This is a genomic window from Actinomadura madurae, assembly GCF_047130825.1.
GTDB lineage: Bacteria > Actinomycetota > Actinomycetes > Streptosporangiales > Streptosporangiaceae > Spirillospora > Spirillospora madurae.
The window spans coordinates 6,132,252-6,153,064 of sequence record NZ_CP083237.1; the positions used below are offsets into that span (position 1 = coordinate 6,132,252).

Here is a 20,813-nt window from a genome sequence, read left to right on the forward strand (position 1 = left end):
AGACAGGCGTACATGCAGGAACAGAGCGACCACCCGCCGACGAACAGGAGCCGAGCGGTTCGGCTCGATTCATTCGGCGGCCCCGAAGTACTGGACATCTGTGAGGTTCCCGCTCCGCAGGCCGGCCCAGGACAGATCCGCGTGCAAGTCACCGCGGCCGGCCTCAACCCGATGGACTGGATCATCACCGCCGACGCGGACACCGCCGCCCGGTTCGGCCTGAGCCTCCCGACCGGCTTCGGGACCGACTACGCGGGGCTGGTCGACCAGGTCGGTGACGGGGTGACCGGCTTCGCGCCGGGCGACCGGGTGTTCGGGGGCGCCCTGTCCCGCGCGGTCGCCGACTTCGTGGTGATCGACCTGGCCGAGGGGGACGCGGCGAGCGAGGCCCATCACACGCCCGACGGCGTCGACGACCGCACCGCCGCCACCCTCACGATCGCCGGGCGCACGGCATCCGCCGCCCTCGCCGTGGTCGACCCCGGCCCGGACGACACGGTGCTGATCGGCGGCGCGGCGGGCGGGGTCGGGGTGTTCGCCGTCCAACTTGCCAGGCTCACAGGAGCGCGCGTGATCGGGACGGGATCGGCGACATCTGCCGATTTCCTGCGCGATCTCGGAGCCGAGCCGGTCCCCTACGGCGAGGGTCTGGCCGACCGGGTCCGAGCCCTCGCTCCCGGCGGTGTCACCGCCGCCATCGACCTGTACGGGACGGAGACGGTGCACGCCGCAAGGAAACTCGGCGTCCCGGACGACCGCATCTGCACCATCGCCGCGCAAGTCGAGGGCGTGTCGGCGGCCAACGGCGCGAACTCCGCCCCCGGCGCCCTGGAAGAGATCGCCCGCCTGGTCGCGACGGGCCGAATCCGGGTGCCGATCGCGGCGAGCTTCCCGAGCGACCAGATCCGCCGCGCGGCCGAACTCCAGGCCGGCCGCCACGTACACGGCAAGATCGTGATCGACCTCTAGTTCAAGGCCCTCGCGATGTAGTCGTCACTTTTCAGGCGGGGCCCGGCCTCCCGCCCACTGAGATCCCAGGGCGCCCAACCAGCGCGCTTCAACAGGCTCGACCACCCGCCGCCTACCTCCCCGTTGATCGCTGCCGCCTATAGCGTCAGCCTCATGGAGATGCCCGAGCTCGCAGATCTGATCTGGCTCTTCGAGGACGAACCGACCTCCGACCACGAGGATCTTTCCTGGCCCGTCGGTCTTCAGTCGTTCCGTCTCCGGCGAGGTGATCGCGAAGTGCTCTTCTCACTCGATCCCACGTCGGGCGAGGCGTACCTGACGATGTTCGAGGCGGGCGAAGAGACCGCGTCGATCGGCAGGCTTCGCAGGCTGCAGAGCCTCACGATCGAGAAGCGAGGCGAGCATGAGGGCCTGGTCATCCACTTCGCGAGCGAAGCCCTCGATCCGTTGCAGTTGCAGACACGTCCGGTCATCCGTCTCTCTTGGGACGTCATGCCACTCGGAGTCTGGTGACCGGCGCGCCTCCACACACCACCCTGCCCGAGCCGTCTACCGTCGTCCCGCACTCCGCGCTGCCGGGCCGAGGCTGGGGAATACTGCAATGATCTAGCAAGCTACGACCAACACTCCCACCGCGCCGCGGGCTCCCTGAACACGGTCCAGCCGCGACCATAACCGGGGTTTCGCAATCGGTCAGGACCGGGCTGCTGACCGTTAACCGTCCCACAGCTTCGTCTGCTCAGCTTTCCACCGGTGCCAGCGTTCGTCCCGGCCCTGTACGGCTACAACGCCGGCAAGAAGACCATGACCGTCTGGGATCCTTGGAAGGCGACCGGCGGCAAGCACACCATCAGCGCCTCCAAGCTCTCCGCCGTCTCCCAGAAGGGCGGAATGTTCGTCCTCAACCCAACCCTCTGACCAGGACGGACCGACCGGGCCTGAGCGGCGGACGCGTCTACCAACCGACGCACTGCAGACCGCCGCCAGGCCCTGACCGCCACCAATGCACATCCCTCCAGGCCGACCGGGCCCCCATGAGGCCAGGCGTCTCGACCAATGGAGACCGCACTATCGCCAATAGCCTCGATGCGCTATCTCAGGCCGAGCACGGCCAGAACGACGAGGGCGTGACGGGGTGCCGGTACATAGTGGCCCGTTGATGATTAACGGCGTTGGAGGACCACACCAATCAAGGCCCAGGTTGGGGGCGCCACCCCCGGGCGCTGCGGGGCCACAACAGCCTCACGGTGAAGTTGCGTTCCTCGCCCGCCGGCGAAGGCGTTGCGTTCCTCGCTCGCGTTGAGGGCGGGCGCCACTGCATCCGAGCGGACAGGGGCCGAGTCCGAGGTTCCAGGCGTGCCCTAGAGGGTCGGGCACGCCTCATTTCAGCCGGTGAACGGCTCGGGGCCGAAGCGGCCCCAGGCCACGAAGGCGGCCGCAGCGAGGAGGGCGAGACACAGTGCGACGTTTTTGTAGTGCCCGTAGCGGGCGTGGGTGATCATCCCGCCGATCATCAGCAGAATCCAGCAGACGGCGGTCACCGGCACCATCACCGGCGCAATGTCGAGCGCTGCGGGCAGGATCAGGCCCACCGCGGCCAGGATCTCGAGGCCCCCGAGGGTTTTGACGAAACCGGCGCTTACGCTCTCGGTCCAATCCGTTGACTCGTCCAGCTTGGACTTAGGCAAGAACACTTTGGTGGCGCCACTGAACAGGGCGAGGGCGGCAAGTAGCCCGGCAACGATCCAGAGGGTGAGGTCCATGAGGTTCCTTCAGGTGCGGGGCGACTCGGACCGGCCGTCGATCCGCCGAGCCGTTCATCGCCGACGGGCTGCCAGACCATGCCGTTCGCGGGCATCCCTGTCGGCTTCCCGATGGTGTGACTGGTCGGGCATAAGACACCGCCAGTCGCGATTTTCTGACAGCACCGACCGATGATGTGATCTGCTTCACAGAACGTCAGGATCTGCGTCGATGCGGTGTCTTGTTCTCAACCACTCGGGTCGGAGGAGACACCATGGACAAGAGGATCGAGGTGGTCGTGGTCGGCGGCGGTTACGCCGGGGTGATGGCGGCCAATCGTGTGACGCAGCGCGACGACGTGACGGTGACCGTGATCAATCCGCGGCAGGTGTTCGTCCCGCGGCTGCGGCTGCACCAGCTGGTGGGCGGGACCCACGATGCGATCGTCGACTACCGGGAGGTCCTCGCCGAGGGTGTCGAGCTGGTGGTCGGCACTGCGGCGCGTATCGACGCGACCGCGCGCACCGTGACCCTCGCCGACTCCGGCAGCATCGGTTACGACTATCTGATCTATGCGGTAGGTAGCTTCGGCGGCGGACCACAGGTGCCAGGCGCGGCCGAATTCGCTTATCCGGTCGCGACCTTGGAGGCCGCGCAGCGGCTGCGGTCGGTGCTCTCCGACACGCCCGCGACGGCCGCGGTGACGGTCGTCGGAGGCGGCCCGGTCGGCATCGAGACCGCGGCGGAACTCGCCGAACAGGGTCGCAGTGTCGGGCTGGTCTGCGGTGGTGTCCTCGGCCCGAACATGCATCCCAGCGCCCGGCGCGCGGCCCGCAAATACCTCGCCCGACTGGGCGTCGAGGTGATCGACGGCCCGGATACGTCGGTCACCGCGGTGCGGTCGGGAACCGTGGAACTCGGTGACGGCCGCACCCTGCCGAGTCAGGTGACTGTTTGGGCTGCGGGTTTCGGTGTGCCCGATCTGGCCGACCGCAGCGGGCTCCGCACCGACGCCGCCGGACGGCTGCTCACCGACGAGACGCTGACCAGCATCGACAGCGATCGCATCATCGCGGCAGGTGACGCGTCGGCGCCATCGGACCTGCCGTTCCGTATGAGCGCCTACATCGCTGGATGCCTGGGCGCCCACGCCGCCGACACGGTGCTGGCCCGGATCGCGGGTGAGCGGCCTGCGCCGATCGACCTGGCATTCCAGGCCATGTGCTTCAGTTTCGGGCGCGGTGTCGGGATTTTCCAGCTCCTGCACAAGGACGATACGGCGAAACGGCTGTACTTCACCGGGTTCATGGGCCGCAAGCTCAAGGAGTTCTCGTGCGCCGCCAGTGTCAAGCACCTGGTGACCGAGGCGCGCCAGCCCGGCTCGCACCACTGGCCAAAGGACGGTGAACACCGGCCCGCCCTGCTACGAGCCCGGAATGAGAACGTGAAGATACCGAGCGAGTAGACGCTGTTTCGTCGCTATCACCAGTGGCACGGTGTGCGGCGGCGTTCGAAGCGAGAACACCGCGCATCGTGCACCCCGGTCCCACGACCAGCTCCAGAAAAGGAACTCATGCACACGACAGGTGAAGCCGATGCGGCCCGGCGGGCCACGGGCGAGGCGGCGAGCCGCGGCGACAGTGACCGAGCCACCCTGGCGGCGACGGAGATGTTTATAGCGCACCGCAATCTGCTGTTCACCGTCGCTTACGAGATGCTCGGATCCGGGGCAGACGCCGACGATGTCCTGCAGGAGACCTGGTTGCGTTGGGTCGGTGTCGACGCGGCGCACATCGACGACCCGCGCGCCTACCTGGTTCGCATCACCACGCGGCAGGCGCTCAACCGGCTGCGCTCGGTAAGGCGCCGGCGGGAGGCGTATGTGGGCTCCTGGCTGCCGGAGCCGCTGCTCACCACTCCGGATATGGCCGCCGATGTGGAACTCGCCGAAAGCGTGTCGATGGGCCTGATGGTCGTACTCGAAACCTTGACCCCGACCGAACGAGCGGTATTCGTGCTGCGCGAAGCGTTCGGACTTGGTTATGACGAGATCGCGGCTGCGGTGGAGAAATCCCCCGCCGCCGTGCACCAGATCGCTCACCGTGCGCGCCGCCACGTCGAAGCCCGCCGACCGCGCCGCACGGTCACCCCACGCGAGGCGCAGGCGGTTGTCGACGCGTTCCGGCGCGCGCTCGAGACCCGGGACCTGCAGGGCCTGCTCGAAGTCCTCGCCCCCGAAGTGGTGGCGATCAGCGACGGCGGCGGCATCAAGCAGGCCACCCCACGGCCCGTCATCGGCGCGGACAAGGTCGCGCGGTTCGCGGTCAAGGGTCTCGCCAAGCACGACGTCGCGCTCACCGTCGAACCAACCGCGATCAACGGCAGCTCGGCGTTGGCGCTGTACGTCGATGGGGAACTCGACGGTGTCCTCGCGGTGCGGGTCGAGGACACCCGCATCACCGGTCTCTACTTCGTCCGCAACCCGCACAAGCTGACCCACGTCGACGCCGAAAACCCACTCACCCTCCGCTGAATCCGGCCACGATCCGACCGTTCACCACCCGCAAGCGGCACGCGGACGTAACCCGTGACGCCGCCTCCGGGCCCTCATCCTCCTCGCCGCGTTCGCAGGTCAGCGGTGAGGTGAAGTGACCGCGCTCAAGCGCTGCGACATCGACATCGTCAACCGCATGGTCCAGGTCCGCGGCGCCGATATCGAGCGGGCGAACGGACAGATGATCCTCGGGCCGACCAAGTCACAGGCGGGAATGCGCAGGGCCGCGATCCCCGACGCGAACGTCCCCCACCTGGTCACGCACCTGACCAAGTACACCAAGAAGGATGACGATGCCCTCATGTTCACGGGCATCAAAGGCGGGCCCCTGCGGCGTAACGGCTTCGACAAGGTCACGCGCTGGAAGCCGGTGGTCGAGGCGCTCGGCGTCCCGAACCTGCACTTCCATGACCTCGACACGCGCGCACCACCCTCGCCGCCGACATGGGCGCCTCGCTGCGCAACCTCATGGCGCGGATGGGCCATGACAATGAGCAGGCGGCGCTGCGGTATCAGCACCGGTCCAACAAAGCTGACCGCGCCATCGCGGACGGGCTCAACGCACTCGTCCAGACCGACCAGAAGCGGGACGGCGACGATGACGACGAGACAGCGAGACCGCCGATGCCGGTGGCGTAATTGCACGCCAAATGCACTGCGCTGATCGGCCGACAAAACGATCAAGGCGGCTGGAGGATCATGCCTCTGACCTGGGCCTTCTCAGTGAAGCGGGTAACGGGAATCGAACCCGCGCTGTCACCTTGGAACCAAGACGAACTCGGCCGTCACCCCGCTGACCTGGCATTCGACCGTCCCTCCAATGACCGTGAGTACCCCTCACTAACCGTCCCTAATGGCACGCAGACGAAGCGCTGACCCGCGTCCGCTGCTGCCGAGACGCCTCCACCGCTCCCCCTCCGGCCGTCCTGTCGAACCGACGGCGTTCACCGGCTGGCCCGGGTCCAGAAGCTTGACTGACCACGTTCGACGCATATCATCGTCATATGGCGATTGATTCCGAATGTAGAATGACTTCGCTGGACGCCCTCGCACCGGCCGCGGCGCTGTTTCACTCGTTGGCCGATCCGGTACGGCTGTCGATCGTGCAGCGGCTGACACGTGGGGAGGCTCGCGTGGTCGACCTGACTCGTGAGCTGGGGCTGGCTCAGTCAACGGTGTCGAAGCACCTGGGCTGCCTGCGCGGCTGCAAGCTGGTGGACTACCGCGCGGAGGGCCGTCAGTCGTTCTACTTCATCGCAACCCCTGAACTGCTGAACCTGCTGCGCTCGGCCGAGCGTCTTCTTGCCGCGACAGATCAGGCCGTTGCACTGTGCCCGACCTACGGCATCGACGGCGGTGAAGACGTGGGGGCGTGCGCGAACGGAGCTGAGGTGCGGGCGTGACAACGCTGTCGCTGGGCCCTTCTCCTCGGCGCCGGGCGGTGCTGGCGCGACGGGTGCGGCTGCTGGTGGCCGCCACGATCACCTACAACGTGGCTGAGGCGGTTGCGGCGATCACCGCTGGTACGGTCGCGTCTTCGGGTGCGCTGGTGGCGTTCGGGCTCGACTCGCTAATCGAGGTCGCTTCGGCCGCCGCGGTCGCCTGGCAGTTCTCCGCGCGTGACCCGGCCGTGGTCGAACGTCGCGAGCATCGCGCGCTGCGCATCATCGCGGCCTCGTTCTTCGCGCTGGCTGCCTATGTCACCGTCGACGCGGTCCGCACCCTGCTGGGCACCGGACAGGCGGAACACTCGACGCCCGGCCTAGTGCTGGCCGCGCTGTCGCTGCTGGTGATGCCGTTTCTGTCGGCTGCGCAACGCCGCGCCGGCCGCGAGTTGGGCTCGGCCAGCGCCGTGGCCGACTCGAAGCAAACCTTGCTGTGCACCTACCTGTCAGCGGTGCTGCTGCTCGGGCTGGCGCTCAACGCACTGTTCGGCTGGGCCTGGGCCGACCCGATCACAGCGCTGGTGATCGCGGCCGTCGCGGTCAAGGAAGGCCGTGACGCCTGGCGAGGCGACGCTTGCTGCGCCGTCCCCACCCGCAAGGGCACAACGTCCGACGACATCAGGGGCTCAATGCCTGACGCCCGCGATGCCTGCGGCTCCGCCTGCGCCTGCTGCTAGCCACACAGAACACGAGGACGGAACGTCGCAGCGATTGCCGTGATGGGCGCCTCGTGGCGGATCGACGTCGACGCACACGAACGCACGACCTGATGACCTCCGCCATCTTCGCCCTGGCCCGCCATCACGTAAGTGACGTGGTCAACTCCAGGCCACCGCGCTCGAATCGCACAACACCATGCTCCTGTCCTAACCAGGTTCTGAAGAATGCAGCACGCGCCGCATCTCCCTCAGCCTCCCGTCCGACTGCCCATGTTCCGCACCCCCGGAGCGACAGCTTGATACGATCGAATGGTGTCATCGTTCAGCGGCTGGGCCGTTATCGATCTAAAAGATGGGCGAGACCCCGAGGAGTTCACACTCGCCCTCGCGGATGCCCACAACTCGACCCTCGACGTCGTCTCCGAAGGGTCAAGAGTCTTCATTTTCGCCGACTTCGGCGTGACATTGCCTTCAGTGGTGGGCGACCTGCTGCCAGCGTGGGGAGTGCGGGCGATCACGGCCTCCGATTTCGACGAACACGGCGTGATCAACGAGGTTCTCGGCCCCGACGGCACGACCGTACATGTCGCCTCGATCGACGAAAAAGGCGATGGTCTGCCCAGCAACGACACCGCGGAAAGCCGCCGCGCCGCGGCCGCGCTGTTCGGCGTGAAGCCATCGGTCCTCGACGAAGTATCAGAGACATGGGACGAAGAGGGCGCTGAACCGTCGGTGTTGGGTGTGCCCTACTTGAGATGGTGGACGGCCCTTGGAGCCCCGTGGCCGCACCCCTTCGAGTCGACCACGGTCGAGCCCCGAACGAAACCCAATTCCTAGCCTGTTCTCAAAGTCCCCGGTAAAACGCCTCAACGCACAAGCTCGATTGCGAACGACCGACGACGAGGCGGGACCGGGCAAAACAGACCACACGCCCGGCGCGCCAGTGCGAGCGGCCGTCTGACGGCGCGCAGCGGTGCCCTTTGAAGACGCAAAGAAGTTCGTTCTCTTTCCGCGGCGATCTGCGGGGCGCTCCTAGGTCTTGCCCGCTGGCCCACCAGGTTGTGCGGGCTTCCTCGGTCTCAACTGGGGCGGGGCGCGGAAGCAGGTGTTGTCGCACGGAGGCGTCAGACGGCTGATTTCAGGCTCTTTCACACCAGATGCGGGACGTCGATGAGTTCGGCCACCAGGCTGATGGCGGCGCCGGGGGCACGCTTCGGGCACGAGAGCCGTGGACGGCTGCAGAACGAGCAAGGGCCCAGGCCGGGACCTACTCCTTGCCCTGGGCTTTCGCGGTTGGAGCGGGTGACGGGAATCGAACCCGCGCTGTCAGCTTGGGAATCATACCGAACCAGGCCGTCACAGCGGCTGACCTGGCCTCCGCTCGTACCGCAAGTGACCGTGACTGACCCCTGATCACCGTGGCTAATTGCACGCTAATTGCACGCGGCTGTAGGTGCTGAGCTGCGTGTCCTCAGCCTGCTCGACCAGGACAGTACCCGGTCATCCGAGGGCAAGCGGACCCGGAGCGCAGGCCGGCAACGGCCCGAGCACCGGAAGCCGCGCGGCAGCGATCGCCCTCAACCACGCAACCACCTCAAACCGCGCTGTGGCGATCGTAGAGCTTAGCCACGGAGGAATTCCGCCTAACCTTGTGGAGAAGAGGGATCCGGTTGGCTTGGCGGGCTACTCGCGGGAAGCTGCGAGGCCTGGGGATCGGCAACCTCAAGAGGTTCGGGGACCATATCGAATCCTAGCCTCGCTCTGACCATGTCAGCACGGGCACGGATAAGGAGAGCATACGCCTTTATAATGGCTGCGATTGCGCTGCCGATTGCGACCACAATCCCGCCCGTTGCGGTAATTATCTGCACGGTCTCAGAAGGTCCTACTGCGTGATTCCGATGGACTGTAGCCAGTAATGAATGAACCGATATTCCTGTGACAAAGAATGCGACAGCAGAGAGTAGAATCAGACAAAAGAGGCCTTCCCATTGCGTCAGATATGCTATTTCCATCACTCGGCGATAATTTCTTTCCTCTAGTTCCTTCAGCTCGATTGTAAGTTTATCATTTCCTCCCTTCAAGGCTATTTCCCGTCTCCACATCTCCGCCTCCTTGACGTCATCCTCGATAGGCCGCGGCCGACGGACAAACCTCCTTTTGGAGATATGAGTATACAAAGGAGGGATAATAGCCAACGTAAAACTCCAAATGAAGACTACCATTTCCATATTCATATGCACTTCCACTTCACCCTCGATGCTTCCTGGTGCGTTGCTCTTGTGCTATTGACAGGATGGCCCATCCGCTGACTTCGGCGCAGCCGATTGCGAGCCTCAGCAGGTCACCCGCGTTGCCTGTCGACTTGCCTGGTCAGGGCAAGGGCTCGTAATAGACGTCTTAGGAGGGCGGGCGAGCGACGCGGCGGGACCGGACGGGACAGGCCGCATGCCCGGCGCGCTGGGGCGGGGCGGCCGCCGGCGACACGAAGCGGCGCCCTTGACGGCGCCTCGTGCTCGCGCGAACTGCGGTTCGTTCCGCCCAAGACCGAGGACTCAACGCGAACCATCCCACTGCCGGACCTGTGCGTACCGCGCTCTGCGGGCACCGGGTGAAGCAGGATGCCGAAAGGGCCGATGCTTGGCCGCGCTGGCAGGATCACGGGCTCGTCTTACCGTCCAGCCTCGGCACTCCCATGGAGCCGGACAACCTTCGCCGTAGCTGGGGACGTATTCGGGCCGCCGCTGGCCTTGGCTCGATGCGACTGCACGACATGCGGCATGCCTGCGTCTCTTGCTTCTGGACCTCGGCGTCTCGCCTCACGTCGTGCGAGAGATCGTCGGGCAGTGTGACATCGAGGTGACGATGACGATCTACGCGCACGCGGTCCTCGACGAGAAGCGGGCCGCATTGCGGAAGCTTGGTGACGCACTGGGCTAAGTCTGAAACGTTGACCGTTGCGCGCCTGCCCTGAGCAGGCGCCCAACGGTCTTTTAGTTATCGTCCGACTCCTCGACCTGGAAGTTGCGTACCTCTTCCTCGGAGCGATGGATCCAGTCGTCGCCGTCGAAGAACATCTCGTGAGGTACGCGAACATAGCCGAGTATCACGCCCGTAGGCGACACGAAGATCATCAAACTGTAACCGCGTCTAGAGTGATAGAAGACGACGCACCATACATCCCGTGGGTCCGTGCCACCCCAAGCCGTACCGGGTAGGTGTCTGCCCTCCCGACGGTCGTCAAGCGGCTTGGCCTCCACGAAGGTCATCTCGATCAGCTCGTGTCGGAGTTTTGGAACACCTGCGGCAGCTATTGCGGCCTGCGTGTAGCTCTCGGTGATCGACGGCATCGTGACCTGCGGCCGCCCCGTCACCTTCCGGATGAATCCGCGCAGAGCCCCTCCGATGACCAACAGGCCAGCGACGGTGCTGACCGCGTTGTCCGAGAGTGCAAGAAGGACCGAGACTCCGAAACCCGATGCGCCGATTCCAAAGGAGCCTTCGGCGAGCGTGGCTTCCGCGTCGATCGCAGCTTCAAGATCTGCGAGGTCCTTAGGTCCCAGGCCGATCTGGTCAGCCAGCTCGCGGTGCGCCTCGGAATCGCTGGGCTCGGGGATGCCGAAAGTTACTTGTAGCGTGGTTGTCATGCTTCGACCGTATGGCCTGCCTGGCTTGGGCGCGGAGAAAGGACGAGAGCGCTATGGCTGCGGCTAGCAGCTGCCGTCAGCGTTGTCGTCAAAAACTTCCCGCTGCCGTGTGGCTCGGGGACGTTTGTGCTGGTCTTAGAGGTGGGCAGGGGCGGGGTCGAACCGCCGACCTTCCGCTTTTCAGAAGTAGCAACCGCCCTGAGCTCGTGCCGTCTGCCGAGGTCGGGCGGTGGTGGACGTGTGCCGTTGGGTGGGGTCGGTGGCCGACGTTGCCGTCAACGTTGCCGTCACTCGGCTGGCGGTCCGGGTGTCCGTTCCGCTCGGCCTCGGCACGCCGGATGGTGGGTGCCGTCCAGGACTCTCGTTGGTCTGGGTACCTGAGGTGTGGCCTGGTAGGCCGGTATCTTCGTGCGGGTGACCGCTGATGCGCTGTTCGATGTCGGGCTGTCCCCGTCCCCGCTGCCGTTGCCGCCTGAGTCGGTGGTGGAGAACGGTGAGGTGTTCACCCGGCGCTGGGTCGTCGACCTGATCCTTGATCTTGTCGGCTACACCCCGGATCGAGACTTGGCGGGGCTGCGGATCTGTGAGCCTGCCTGTGGTGAGGGGGCGTTCCTCGGCCCGATCGTGGAACGGCTGTCGGCCTCGTGCCGTGTGTTCGGCCGGTCGCTGCTGGACGCACAGGAGGCGGTCGAAGCGTTCGATCTTCTGGATCGCAATGTCGAACACGCCCGGCGTCTGCTCGTTGACCAGCTGCGGGGGGATGGCTGGGACTCTTCTGAGGCGTCCAAGGTGGTTCAAGGGTGGGTGAGCCGGGGGGACTTCCTCTTGCTGCAGAGCTCTCGGGCTGTGGGCGCGGATTTCGTGGTGGGTAACCCGCCCTACATCCGGTTGGAGGACGTTCCGGATGAGCGGATGGCGGTCTACCGGTCGATGTGTCCCACCATGGGCGGTCGGGCGGACATCTACGTGGGCTTCTATGAGTTGGGGCTGCGGAGCCTGAAGCCTGGCGGGAAGCTCGGCTTCATATGCGCCGACCGGTGGATGCGCAACCAGTACGGTCGGCACCTCCGGCAGATGGTCAACCGCCGGTTCAGCGTCGACCTGGTGCTGAGCATGCATGACGTGAACGCTTTCCATGACCAGGTGTCGGCCTACCCGGCCATCACCATCATCAGCAACCGTCCCCAGGGCTCGGCGATCGCGGCCGACACCACGCGCGACTTCGGCCCGGCGCAGGCTCGGGCCTTGCTGGCCTGGTCCGCGCAGGCCAGCGCCGACCGGGTGAACGCTGCCGAGTACCACGCTGCGCGGCTTCCGCACTGGTTCGCCGGTGACGACTCTTGGCCGGCGGCATCTCCGGCACGACTAGCGATGCTGGAGGAACTCAGCGACCGGTTCAGGCCGTTGGAGGACGAGACGACCGGGACCCGGGTGGGTATCGGGGTCGCGACAGGCGCTGACAAGGTGTTCATCACAGACAGGGCCGACCAGGTGGAGCCAGATCGCCTCCTGCCGTTGTCGATGGTCCGCGACGCCCGGTCCGGAACCCTGGAATGGGGCGGCAGCTACCTCATCAACCCCTGGACCGCCAGCGGTCACCTGGTCGACCTCGGCGACTACCCGCGGCTGCGGGCCTACTTCCAACGTCACCAGGCCGCCCTGAGCAAGCGGCACATCGCCAAGAAGAACCCGGCCCGCTGGTACAAGACCATCGACAAGGTCGACCACCGGCTCACCGCCCGGCCCAAGCTGCTGTTCCCGGACATGAAACTAACGATTCACCCGGTTCTGGACGAGGGCGGCCACTACCCCCATCACAACCTGTACTTTGTGGTCTCTGAAACGTGGGACCTCAAAGTTCTTGGCGGTCTGCTGCTGTCCAAGGTCGCTGAGGCCTTCGTCCAGGCCTACGCCGTCAGGATGCGCGGCGGCACCCTCCGGTTCCAAGCGCAGTACCTCCGTAAGATCCGCGTCCCCGACCCTGCCGACATCGCCCCCCAGACACGTACCGCCCTCATCGAAGCCTTCGAAAAACGCGACGTCCAAGCCGCCACCCGGGCCGCGCTCCGTGCCTACGGCTTGGAGGACCTCCCCGACTAAGGAGACCCCCAGTGGCCGAAGACCCCGGACAGGCCAAACACCCCGGACAGGCCAAACACCCCGCGCAATTCGCCGTAGATGCCTTCTGGGACGTGCGAGACCGAGCAGGGCGCAAGCAAGTGGAGATCGGCAAGGTCGACGCTGGGGAACGGGGCAAGGTAACGGCGGGGCAGCATATGGCACAACTCGAAGAGATCGTCATTGAGGAGTTCGTCAGGGCAGGGATCCCCCGAACCTCCATCCGCCGTAAGACCGGCATCGAACTTCCCGGCTACTACAGACCGGCCAAGAAGTGGGACGTGGTGGTCTTCGACCGGGGCATCCTGGTTGCCGCGATCGAGTTCAAATCCCAGGTCGGCCCCTCATTCGGCAACAACGTCAATAACCGCAGTGAAGAAGCCATCGGCTCCGCGGCCGACGTTTGGCGCGCCTACGAAGAAGGCACCTTCGGCAGAATCCGGCCCTGGCTCGGCTACTTCTTCCTCCTCGAAGCCACCAAGAAGTCCACGGCACCGGTGAGCCTGCCCAAGCCCGTCTTCCCTGTTGACGACATCTTTCACGGAACGTCCTATGCCGACCGCTACCGCATCCTGTGCCAGCGACTCGTCCGGGAACGCCTCTACGACGCTGCTTGCTTCCTCACCACAAGCGCCGGCCCCCCGGCCACCCTCGACGAGCCTGACCAAGAACTTGGCTTCGCCAACTTCGCCGCCGCAATCGCTGGCCGCGTCTCCTACATTCAAGCCCTACCGGGTGAGACCACCAAAGGCCAAGGCAGCCTGATCTAATCGAAAGCGCTAGTATAGGGCTCCACGTCTGTGGACAGGCCGGATGGCTGGGGCGAGGCTCAAGAATCCGTAGCGCCGTCCGGCTAATCAGCACTCATAACCGCACTGAGCGCAATGGCCTTCTGATCCGTAGCAAGATCAGCGACGTCCAGAACCGTCCCCACACATGCCCTGACCAGGGCCACACCCTCCCGCATGTCCACACCCGTCCAAGGTCATTCGGCCCCGTTGTTAACACGGCCGTTAGCACGTACACCCGTCCCGGAGGGTGCGCCCGCGCGAACGGCGAGACGGTGTGACAGACGGATTCGCGCGGGCGTGCCCTCCGGCCCGCGGGGGGCTGGGGGCCGCGAGGCCCCCGCTTCTCTCGCGCTCAACCGGGGCACTGGCTGAGGGCTTTGCGTGAGCTGAAGCAACACAGCCTTGGATCACCTATCAGGGGGCAGTTGATTCGGCCCTGTTGACGACTCTCCTGTGATCTGAACATCGCCATGAATCACGTTGCCGTGAAAATCACGGCCGACCGCAACCTGATTGCCAAAAACAATTTGCTGGGCCGGTATGGAAACCTGAGCCTCTGCGTGAGGGGCTACGTTCCCGTTAATCTTCCATCTTAGATAGAAAGCGAAGTATGGGTCGGAAATATGGAGTGTCGAAAGACTCTCGTCGTAGTCGACGACCGGTTCTCCTTCTAGATCACGCTTTGCGATCTTCGACATCTCTTCGAGAACCCTCGTCACTTCGTGCCTCTGGGGCAGATCTTCGTCGAGGACATTTCTGAGCGCGGAACGCAGCCCCTCGTAAGTGAGCGAAGTCAGTGGACCAGTGAAGGCAATCGCATACAGGACAGCGCCGTAAATGTCTGTGGCTGTACCCCCATGGAGGATGCGGGGTTTCCTATCCGTTCGTTGACGAGGTCCCCTTGCCAGCATTTCAAACGCCGTTTTTGAAGTTGACGAGGAGCGACCTGAGAAAAATTCAGCCCAATTGGGAGATTTGAGTTTGCTTGCCATTCTTGACTTCTCGCGGATATTGTTGACCTTGCAAATTTGTAGACAAAAATCCTGCATAAGGTGAGGACTTGAAAAGCTCTCCTCCGCGAGCCTTTTTGCGATTGCGTCGTTCCTGTCTATGACGTTCAGCGCAGAGAAGCCTTGTCGAGAGATCTCCATCAGTTCAGACGTCGACCAGAACCCGACTTCGAGCTGTTCCACTCTGCCCGTCATCTCTTTTTCTACGCGTACCACATCGTAGGCCCTGTGGGGCACGGCAATAACGACGACGGGTAGACCATCGAAGACGAGATCCTTGAGGCCTCGGACTATCTGCATCTGAATTTCTTGATCAACGTAGTGGAAGTCGTCGATTACCAGAGGAGAGAGGGCGCCACGCAAGCCGTCGCGGGCGGCAGATGCTATCGGTCGATTGCGCGCCGCTCGACTTTCTGTGGTGTAGGTGGTCGCTGACTGTCCTTCGCGGGCGACTTTGACGACTGCAACGCCAGCCTCCCCCTTGTTGACGCGACCTTCCGACTCGGCGGACGAATCCGTTGATTCTATCTCAGTGAAGAGATTGAGTTCGTCGGCGATTTGCGACCAAAAATCTTCAAGGCTATTTAGCGTCCCTCCGGAAAGCCATATAGCGTTCTCATTCCTCAACATTTTTCTCATGAGAACGGTCTTGCCGGTTTTGGTCGGCCCTGAAACTGAGAGGATGCGGTGTCCTTCGTCCAGATAATCAAGGACCTTCTGTTCGAGATTATTCTGACTCCGCGGAATGTACGTCAGAGTGGGAAGGCCGCCCGCTACGAACACCTTGCCAGCTTTGATCACGTCACGTCGCGCCATGGTGTGAGTGTAGGACGACAACAACGCGAGGGCGGTCAATTCCAGCATTTCAAGCAAGATCGTTTATTGCTCGTGGCGATATCGGGCGGACGGGCGGCGCGGCGCGGCGGGACCGGACGGGACAGGCCGCATGCCCGGCGCGCCGGGGCGGGCGGCCGCTGGCGACCGCGTAGCGGGCGCCCTTGAAGACGTAAAGAAAGTTCTCATCCGGCCCGCACACCTGCTGTTGTCCTGTCCCGGGACATGCTTGACATCTCTGTCCCATCACATGCTTGACGGGTGCCTGTTCGGCTTGGCTGCTCAGGAGCCGTTCGCAGGCGCGGGAGTTCGACCGAAGCGGCCCGCGCCCCCTTCGGTCGGCTCGATCCGCCAGCCTGGCGGTGGCACATGCTCGCTGGCGGCATCCACCACGGTGGCCAACGTCATATCGGCGCCAGCTTCGAACCTCGCCTCGTCGAACCTGGCGGTCCCAGTGAAGGTCGCCTTGGGGAACCTGGCGGTCCCAGTGAAGGTCGCCTCGCTGAACCGGGCGCTTTCGGAGAAGGTCGCCTCGCCGAACCTTGCGACCCCAGCAAAGGTCGCCTCATCGAACACGGCGGTCCCAGTGAAGGTCGTCTTGGGGAACCAGGCGTTCATGGAGAAGGTCGCCTCGCTGAACCGGGCGCTTTCGGAGAAGGTCGCCTCGCCGAACCGGGCGGTCCCGGAGAAGGTCGCCTCGCCGAACCAGGCGGTCCCAGAGAAGGTCGCCTCGTCGAACACGGCAGATTCAGAAAAGGTCGCCTCGTTGAACCTGGCGGTCCCAGAGAAGGTCGCCTCGCTGAACCTGGCGACCCCAGCAAAGATCGCCTCATCGAACACGGCAAACCCAAAGAAGGTCGCCTCGCTGAACCGGGCGCTTTCGGAGAAGGTCGCCTCGCTGAACCGGGCGGTCCCGGAGAAGGTCGCCTCGCTGAACCAGGCGGCCCCGGAGAAGGTCGCCTCGTCGAACACGGCAGATTCAGAAAAGGTCGCCTCGTTGAACCTGGCGGTCCCGGAGAAGGTCGTGTGGGAGAAGTCTGCGTGGCGGACGGTGCAGTTGTTCAGGGTGAAGTCGGTAAGGGTGGCGCCGGTCAGGTCCAGGGAGAGGCCCGCCCAGTGGTGTTCGGCGGTGCGCTGGAGGTGGGTGGTGAGGAGGCGTTGGGCGGTGAGGCGAACCTGATGTTCCTCGCGGGGGTCTGGGCCGTGGGGTGGGAGTTCGAGAGGGGGCATCCGGTTGTCGCGGGCGGCGCGGTAGCGGGCGGCGTTGCGGCGTGCCCTCTCCCGGTGTTCTTCCTGGGGGTCGGGGCGGTCGGCCGAGGGCGGGGTGTAGGGCATGCGCAGGTAGGCGCAGATGATGTTGACGATGGTCTGCCGGTGCCGCTCGTTGTCGTTGGCCAACCGCTCCAGCGTGTACAGCGCGGTGAGGCGGACTGGTGCCTTGTCAGAGCCGAGTTGCTCGGCGGCCGCGTTGTACAGGTCGGTGATCCGTCGCTCGGCCGCGTCCAACTGCCCCAGTGCAGTCGACAGCTCGGCGTGCCGTTGCCGCCGGAACGCCAGCATCAACCCGACCGCCGCGCCCGCACCGCCGCCGGCGGCCAGGCCAGTGCGGACGGCATCCACCCGGATCCTGGCCCGATCGGTGCCGGGCGGGGCGTCATCGGCAACGTCCAGCAGCCAGGCGGTGGTCAGCCAGATTGCCAACGCCGCCGCCCCTGCGGCCGCCAGCATCCAGAACCCCGCCGCCAACGGCCGCACCCGTAACGGTTTGCTCTCACGCCGAGCTCGCGTCTGTGCCCAGCGCCGCCGTATCGGCTCCAGCCCCCGCCTCACACGCCCATGCGCGCCGCTCGGCGCCACCTCGCCCACAACGCTCAGACGCGGCCACCGCACCAGCCGTTTACGATTCCGTGACCGGTGGCCACGACCGCATCCGGCCCTTTACCCATCCCAATGCATCCGCTAGAGGTGGAACATGATCATTTCACGACAGGTGATCGGCCACGCCGTTCGGCAGGCCAGAGGGCCGGGCTGGGATGGTCAGGTGGCTGACTGGCCCCGCACGTTGAGGAGGGCTCGCATGGTTTCGACTGGGGTGACGCAGCGGAAGCCGGTGTCGTCGTCAAGCATGTCCGCTGAGGCGTCGTTGAACGTGGATGGGGCGCAGCGTAGGAAGGGGCTCGTGAAGGCGCTACCCTTCAGCTCGTAGCGGCCTGGATCGGTCTCGGTGGAGCACCAGTCCCAGGTGTTGCCGCACATGTCGTAGACGCGCCGTACGGGCTGACGCCGCTTGCGTAGCAGTCAACGGGGGTCGTGCTGCGCTTGCCGCCCTCGCGGCAGTTGACCTTGGCGGGGGTCCGCTGGTTGCCCCATGGGTAGATCTCGCCTCGGGTGCCTCGGGCTGCCTTCTCCCATTGCTGGGCGCTGGGGAGGGCCTTGGCGGACCACTGGGCGTACGCCTGGGCGTCGTGCCATGTGACGAACACGACTGGGTGGTTGTCGAGTCCTTCGGGGATGTCGCCGGTCTCCCAGTGCTGCGGTGGCTTGTAGTCGGTCGCTGCGACGAACCGGGCGTAGTCGGCGTTTGTGGTGGGGAACACATCGATGTAGAACGCCGGGAGGTAGACCGGTTCGGCGTTCTCGCCCGCGAAGTAGACGCCGGCCGGGACCAGCGTCATCAACTTCCCGTCGATCGGGTGTCTGACCTGGTCTTCGTCGCCGACGGGCACGTCGGGCTCTGCCTGGGGGCCTTCTGGCTGTTCTGAGGACACGCCCGGATACTGTGCGGGCGTGGTCGCGGCAGTCAAGCCGATCATCTCGGCGAAGCGGGCCTGCACGTCCGGGCTACAGGCCGCCAGGATGGTGTCTAGGCCCTGCTGGTTGATGGGGCGGGGAGTGACGTTCCCCTTCTCCCATCGGACGATCATTCGTTCGCTGACGCCGAGTTCCGCGGCGAACTCCACCTGGCTGACGCGCTTGGCTTCCCGCAGGGCGCGGGCTTCCTGGCCGGTCCAGCGTGAGACTGTGGGGGGCATGTGGTGCTCTCCGTAGCGGGGCGGTACTCAGACGGCTTCGGCGGGGATCTCTTCGTATTCCTTGTGGAGGGTGTCCAAGATCGGGTGCGCGTCCGGGAACTCCACGTCGTTGATGGCCGTGATTGCTCGTACGCCAATGGCTGTGTTAGTGGCGAACGCGGCTTCCATGCGCGGCAGGTCGGAAAGGTTTACGGGGCCAACAGATGTCGCGTCGTGCACCTGGTGGAGTAGGCGCATGGTCACGCCGGGGAGAACTTCGGCGTTAGGCCAGATGACCTGCTGTCCGTCGAAGAAGCCGATGTTCCAGGTTGCGCCCTCAGAGATGTACAGGTCCGGGTCGGTGAAAACGCAATCGTCGAATCCGTCGAGTTGGGCGTTACGGCGGTGCCACAGGGCGCCGAACAGGCCCACGTGCTTCTGTTCGGGCAGCTCGCGGACGTAGGAAACGGATTGCACCCGCATCGAGGACATCGGCCATGTCCCGGACGGGCGGGTCGTGACGAGAACCTTTGGCTCGGCTCGGGCTCCGGGGTGGCCTAGTTCGAGGTCAGGGTCGTAGATCGTGATGCGGACGACGAACGCGCCGTCTCGTCCGGCGGTGGCCTGTCTGACGTACTCCCGGACCTGTTGGCGGTCCAGCTCGTGCCCGAAGAGAACTCGGCAGTCCCGGACAAGTCGCTCTAGGTGGTGCGAAAAGCCTCTGATGTGCCGGTTTTCCATGCGCATCGAGGTGAAGTGACCGTAGTTCATGAGAGCTAGCGCTTTGAGCTCATCCGGGGTGACAGGTACGCCGTTGAGTTCAGCCATGGGCCTCAGTGTGTCAGTAGGTATGGGCTGCTCACAGGGTCGGGTGCAGGACAAGTTCAGTGCTGCGTCGGTGCCAGGACATGGGAACGGCTTGATCAATACGACACCGTGGTTGGTATGAGCGGTCGTGTGCGTTCGGAAGACAAAGTGGTGCGGCTCTCCGGGCCGCGTCTGCGCAGCAATGCCACGGGGCGGGCCGGTGGGCTGAGCGAGGGAGAGCGTCAGCTCCTGCTCGCGGAACTCGCCGAGATCACTGCCGAACTCGATGAACTCCGCGCTCGGACACAGCAGATCACGGCTCGGGTTCACCGGGCCGGTACGGCTATCCCGGCTCGCGAGACCGGGGCGGCCTGAGATGAGTCACTTCGACTGAGGAACCCTGCGATGGAAACGCGTGCGCACAACGATGACCCGGCACTTCGTCGACTTCGGGAGGAGTTCACCGGGCATCGGATCTGGCGGGCTCGGCGGTGGGACGGGCGTCCGGGCGACTGGGTCGCGACGCTGCACGACTCGGCCGCCGGCGTGGACCTCACGGTGATCCGGTCGGACTCTGCGGCGCTGCGTGAGGCGCTCGTGCAGGAGAGGGGCCGCGCGGGCCGTCCGGTAGTGAAGAGGGCGTGGTGATGGTGGCGTGGACTCCCCCGCCGTCACCGGTCGGGGCCGTCCCTGCGCCGGGTGGGGCGGCCCGGGGGGAGGCTGAGGCGGCGCGGCGGGTGCTTATCCCCCCGGATGCACTGGTCGCGCTGCCTCGGCCGTTGACCGCGCGTCGGCTGCTCAACCGGCTCGCGCGTGCCCTACGGCGGCGGGGCTGGACGGTGGAGCGCCGTTACGCCGAAACCCTGCCCATGCTGCGGATGCACTTCCCCAAGGTTGCGGGCCTGGGCGAGAGCGTCACCGTCGTCGGCGGGGATGGTGGCTGGTGGTACCGGTCCAGTACCGGGGAACTGCTCGCGCCCTGCTCAGATGTGGACCTGGCGTCGCTGCGGGTGGCGACGTCGCTGGATCGGTGGATCGCGGCGGCGGGCTCGTCCTGGAGGACGGACGGGGCCTGATGGATGCCGGGGCGGCCCTCGCCGAGGTCTCGGAACGTTTCGAGGTGACGTGCTGGCGGGGCCGCTACACCCGGTCGTGGTGGGCGCTGGTGCACTGTGACCGCGGGTGGCGCCTGGTGGAAGCGGCATCGGTCCGCGAGCTGGTCATG

The 20,813-nt window shown here is 65.3% G+C and carries 21 protein-coding genes; 14 read left to right on the forward strand and 7 right to left on the reverse strand.

What is annotated here, in order from left to right:
- Window positions 1-12 precede the first annotated feature (12 nt).
- The 3 genes from K8Z49_RS27915 to K8Z49_RS27925 all read left to right on the forward strand — a co-directional run bounded on the left by K8Z49_RS27915 (window position 13) and on the right by K8Z49_RS27925 (window position 1,887).
- Entirely contained in the window at window positions 13-969 is a 957-nt protein-coding gene (locus K8Z49_RS27915) for an NADP-dependent oxidoreductase (protein ID WP_412515620.1), read from the forward strand.
- Between the two features lie 153 nt (window positions 970-1,122).
- Entirely contained in the window at window positions 1,123-1,482 is a 360-nt protein-coding gene (locus K8Z49_RS27920) for a hypothetical protein (RefSeq protein WP_075024986.1), read from the forward strand.
- 240 nt (window positions 1,483-1,722) lie between these two features.
- Window positions 1,723-1,887 (forward strand): hypothetical protein, encoded by a 165-nt coding sequence (locus K8Z49_RS27925; protein ID WP_412515621.1) that lies wholly within the window; start codon window positions 1,723-1,725, stop codon window positions 1,885-1,887.
- Window positions 1,888-2,354: 467 nt separating this feature from the next.
- Here the strand turns inward: K8Z49_RS27925 and K8Z49_RS27930 are convergent, their stop codons facing one another.
- The gene (locus K8Z49_RS27930) at window positions 2,355-2,732 is read right to left on the reverse strand and encodes a DoxX family protein (RefSeq protein WP_412515622.1); all 378 of its coding nucleotides are present in this window, start codon (window positions 2,730-2,732) and stop codon (window positions 2,355-2,357) included.
- A 254-nt stretch (window positions 2,733-2,986) separates the two neighbouring features.
- Between K8Z49_RS27930 and K8Z49_RS27935 the strand changes: the two genes are divergently transcribed.
- The 6 genes from K8Z49_RS27935 (at window position 2,987) to K8Z49_RS27960 (ending at window position 8,207) form a co-directional block, all read left to right on the forward strand.
- Window positions 2,987-4,177, forward strand: a complete 1,191-nt coding sequence (locus K8Z49_RS27935) for an NAD(P)/FAD-dependent oxidoreductase (RefSeq protein WP_412515623.1) — start codon at window positions 2,987-2,989, stop codon at window positions 4,175-4,177.
- A gap of 204 nt (window positions 4,178-4,381) precedes the next feature.
- Window positions 4,382-5,245 carry an RNA polymerase sigma-70 factor gene (locus tag K8Z49_RS27940; RefSeq protein ID WP_033332738.1) on the forward strand — a complete coding sequence of 288 codons (864 nt, stop codon included), beginning with the start codon at window positions 4,382-4,384 and terminating at the stop codon, window positions 5,243-5,245.
- A gap of 115 nt (window positions 5,246-5,360) precedes the next feature.
- Window positions 5,361-5,930: a hypothetical protein gene (locus K8Z49_RS27945; RefSeq protein WP_412515624.1), complete on the forward strand. Its 570-nt coding sequence runs from the start codon at window positions 5,361-5,363 to the stop codon at window positions 5,928-5,930.
- 340 nt (window positions 5,931-6,270) lie between these two features.
- Window positions 6,271-6,669, forward strand: a complete 399-nt coding sequence (locus tag K8Z49_RS27950) for an ArsR/SmtB family transcription factor (protein ID WP_024935859.1) — start codon at window positions 6,271-6,273, stop codon at window positions 6,667-6,669.
- Window positions 6,666-7,388, forward strand: a complete 723-nt coding sequence (locus tag K8Z49_RS27955) for a cation transporter (RefSeq protein WP_412515625.1) — start codon at window positions 6,666-6,668, stop codon at window positions 7,386-7,388. The genes K8Z49_RS27950 and K8Z49_RS27955 overlap by 4 nt, the downstream gene beginning before the upstream one ends.
- Window positions 7,389-7,682: 294 nt before the next feature.
- On the forward strand, window positions 7,683-8,207 hold the full coding sequence (locus K8Z49_RS27960) for a hypothetical protein (RefSeq protein ID WP_412515626.1): 525 nt from the start codon (window positions 7,683-7,685) through the stop codon (window positions 8,205-8,207).
- Between the two features lie 806 nt (window positions 8,208-9,013).
- Here K8Z49_RS27960 and K8Z49_RS27965 read toward each other — a convergent pair.
- Both K8Z49_RS27965 and K8Z49_RS27970 read right to left on the reverse strand, forming a co-directional pair.
- Window positions 9,014-9,619 carry a hypothetical protein gene (locus K8Z49_RS27965; protein WP_412515627.1) on the reverse strand — a complete coding sequence of 202 codons (606 nt, stop codon included), beginning with the start codon at window positions 9,617-9,619 and terminating at the stop codon, window positions 9,014-9,016.
- 744 nt (window positions 9,620-10,363) lie between these two features.
- Window positions 10,364-11,017: a hypothetical protein gene (locus K8Z49_RS27970; RefSeq protein ID WP_412515628.1), complete on the reverse strand. Its 654-nt coding sequence runs from the start codon at window positions 11,015-11,017 to the stop codon at window positions 10,364-10,366.
- Between the two features lie 414 nt (window positions 11,018-11,431).
- On the opposite strand from K8Z49_RS27970, the gene K8Z49_RS27975 reads away from it, so the two are divergent.
- Window positions 11,432-13,117, forward strand: a complete 1,686-nt coding sequence (locus K8Z49_RS27975) for an Eco57I restriction-modification methylase domain-containing protein (protein WP_412515629.1) — start codon at window positions 11,432-11,434, stop codon at window positions 13,115-13,117.
- A gap of 11 nt (window positions 13,118-13,128) precedes the next feature.
- Complete coding sequence (locus K8Z49_RS27980; RefSeq protein WP_412515630.1) at window positions 13,129-13,905, forward strand: PaeR7I family type II restriction endonuclease; 777 nt, start codon at window positions 13,129-13,131, stop codon at window positions 13,903-13,905.
- A 428-nt stretch (window positions 13,906-14,333) separates the two neighbouring features.
- On the opposite strand, the gene K8Z49_RS27985 is transcribed toward K8Z49_RS27980, so the two are convergent.
- The 4 genes from K8Z49_RS27985 to K8Z49_RS28000 all read right to left on the reverse strand — a co-directional run bounded on the left by K8Z49_RS27985 (window position 14,334) and on the right by K8Z49_RS28000 (window position 19,609).
- Window positions 14,334-15,752, reverse strand: a complete 1,419-nt coding sequence (locus K8Z49_RS27985) for an ATP-binding protein (RefSeq protein ID WP_412515631.1) — start codon at window positions 15,750-15,752, stop codon at window positions 14,334-14,336.
- 300 nt (window positions 15,753-16,052) lie between these two features.
- The gene (locus tag K8Z49_RS27990; RefSeq protein ID WP_412515632.1) at window positions 16,053-17,516 is read right to left on the reverse strand and encodes a pentapeptide repeat-containing protein; all 1,464 of its coding nucleotides are present in this window, start codon (window positions 17,514-17,516) and stop codon (window positions 16,053-16,055) included.
- Window positions 17,517-17,965: 449 nt separating this feature from the next.
- On the reverse strand, window positions 17,966-18,802 hold the full coding sequence (locus K8Z49_RS27995) for an SUMF1/EgtB/PvdO family nonheme iron enzyme (protein ID WP_412515633.1): 837 nt from the start codon (window positions 18,800-18,802) through the stop codon (window positions 17,966-17,968).
- Between the two features lie 27 nt (window positions 18,803-18,829).
- On the reverse strand, window positions 18,830-19,609 hold the full coding sequence (locus tag K8Z49_RS28000) for an aminotransferase class IV family protein (protein ID WP_412515634.1): 780 nt from the start codon (window positions 19,607-19,609) through the stop codon (window positions 18,830-18,832).
- Window positions 19,610-19,726: 117 nt separating this feature from the next.
- Between K8Z49_RS28000 and K8Z49_RS28005 the strand changes: the two genes are divergently transcribed.
- The 3 genes from K8Z49_RS28005 (at window position 19,727) to K8Z49_RS28015 (ending at window position 20,664) form a co-directional block, all read left to right on the forward strand.
- Window positions 19,727-19,963: a hypothetical protein gene (locus K8Z49_RS28005; protein WP_152564053.1), complete on the forward strand. Its 237-nt coding sequence runs from the start codon at window positions 19,727-19,729 to the stop codon at window positions 19,961-19,963.
- 30 nt (window positions 19,964-19,993) lie between these two features.
- Entirely contained in the window at window positions 19,994-20,236 is a 243-nt protein-coding gene (locus tag K8Z49_RS28010) for a hypothetical protein (RefSeq protein WP_412515635.1), read from the forward strand.
- 131 nt (window positions 20,237-20,367) lie between these two features.
- Window positions 20,368-20,664: a hypothetical protein gene (locus K8Z49_RS28015; RefSeq protein WP_412515636.1), complete on the forward strand. Its 297-nt coding sequence runs from the start codon at window positions 20,368-20,370 to the stop codon at window positions 20,662-20,664.
- The last annotated feature ends 149 nt before the right edge of the window (window positions 20,665-20,813 follow it).

Bases quoted from the DNA above. Each gene is read 5' to 3' on its own strand.
- K8Z49_RS27915 (WP_412515620.1), top strand. From the start codon at position 13: ATGCAGGAACAGAGCGACCACCCGCCGACGAACAGGAGCCGAGCGGTT.
- K8Z49_RS27920 (WP_075024986.1), top strand. From the start codon at position 1,123: ATGGAGATGCCCGAGCTCGCAGATCTGATCTGGCTCTTCGAGGACGAA.
- K8Z49_RS27930 (WP_412515622.1), bottom strand. From the start codon at position 2,732: ATGGACCTCACCCTCTGGATCGTTGCCGGGCTACTTGCCGCCCTCGCC.
- K8Z49_RS27935 (WP_412515623.1), top strand. From the start codon at position 2,987: ATGGACAAGAGGATCGAGGTGGTCGTGGTCGGCGGCGGTTACGCCGGG.
- K8Z49_RS27940 (WP_033332738.1), top strand. From the start codon at position 4,382: ATGTTTATAGCGCACCGCAATCTGCTGTTCACCGTCGCTTACGAGATG.
- K8Z49_RS27950 (WP_024935859.1), top strand. From the start codon at position 6,271: ATGGCGATTGATTCCGAATGTAGAATGACTTCGCTGGACGCCCTCGCA.
- K8Z49_RS27970 (WP_412515628.1), bottom strand. From the start codon at position 11,017: ATGACAACCACGCTACAAGTAACTTTCGGCATCCCCGAGCCCAGCGAT.
- K8Z49_RS27985 (WP_412515631.1), bottom strand. From the start codon at position 15,752: ATGGCGCGACGTGACGTGATCAAAGCTGGCAAGGTGTTCGTAGCGGGC.
- K8Z49_RS27995 (WP_412515633.1), bottom strand. From the start codon at position 18,802: ATGCCCCCCACAGTCTCACGCTGGACCGGCCAGGAAGCCCGCGCCCTG.
- K8Z49_RS28000 (WP_412515634.1), bottom strand. From the start codon at position 19,609: ATGGCTGAACTCAACGGCGTACCTGTCACCCCGGATGAGCTCAAAGCG.
- K8Z49_RS28005 (WP_152564053.1), top strand. From the start codon at position 19,727: ATGAGCGGTCGTGTGCGTTCGGAAGACAAAGTGGTGCGGCTCTCCGGG.
- K8Z49_RS28010 (WP_412515635.1), top strand. From the start codon at position 19,994: ATGGAAACGCGTGCGCACAACGATGACCCGGCACTTCGTCGACTTCGG.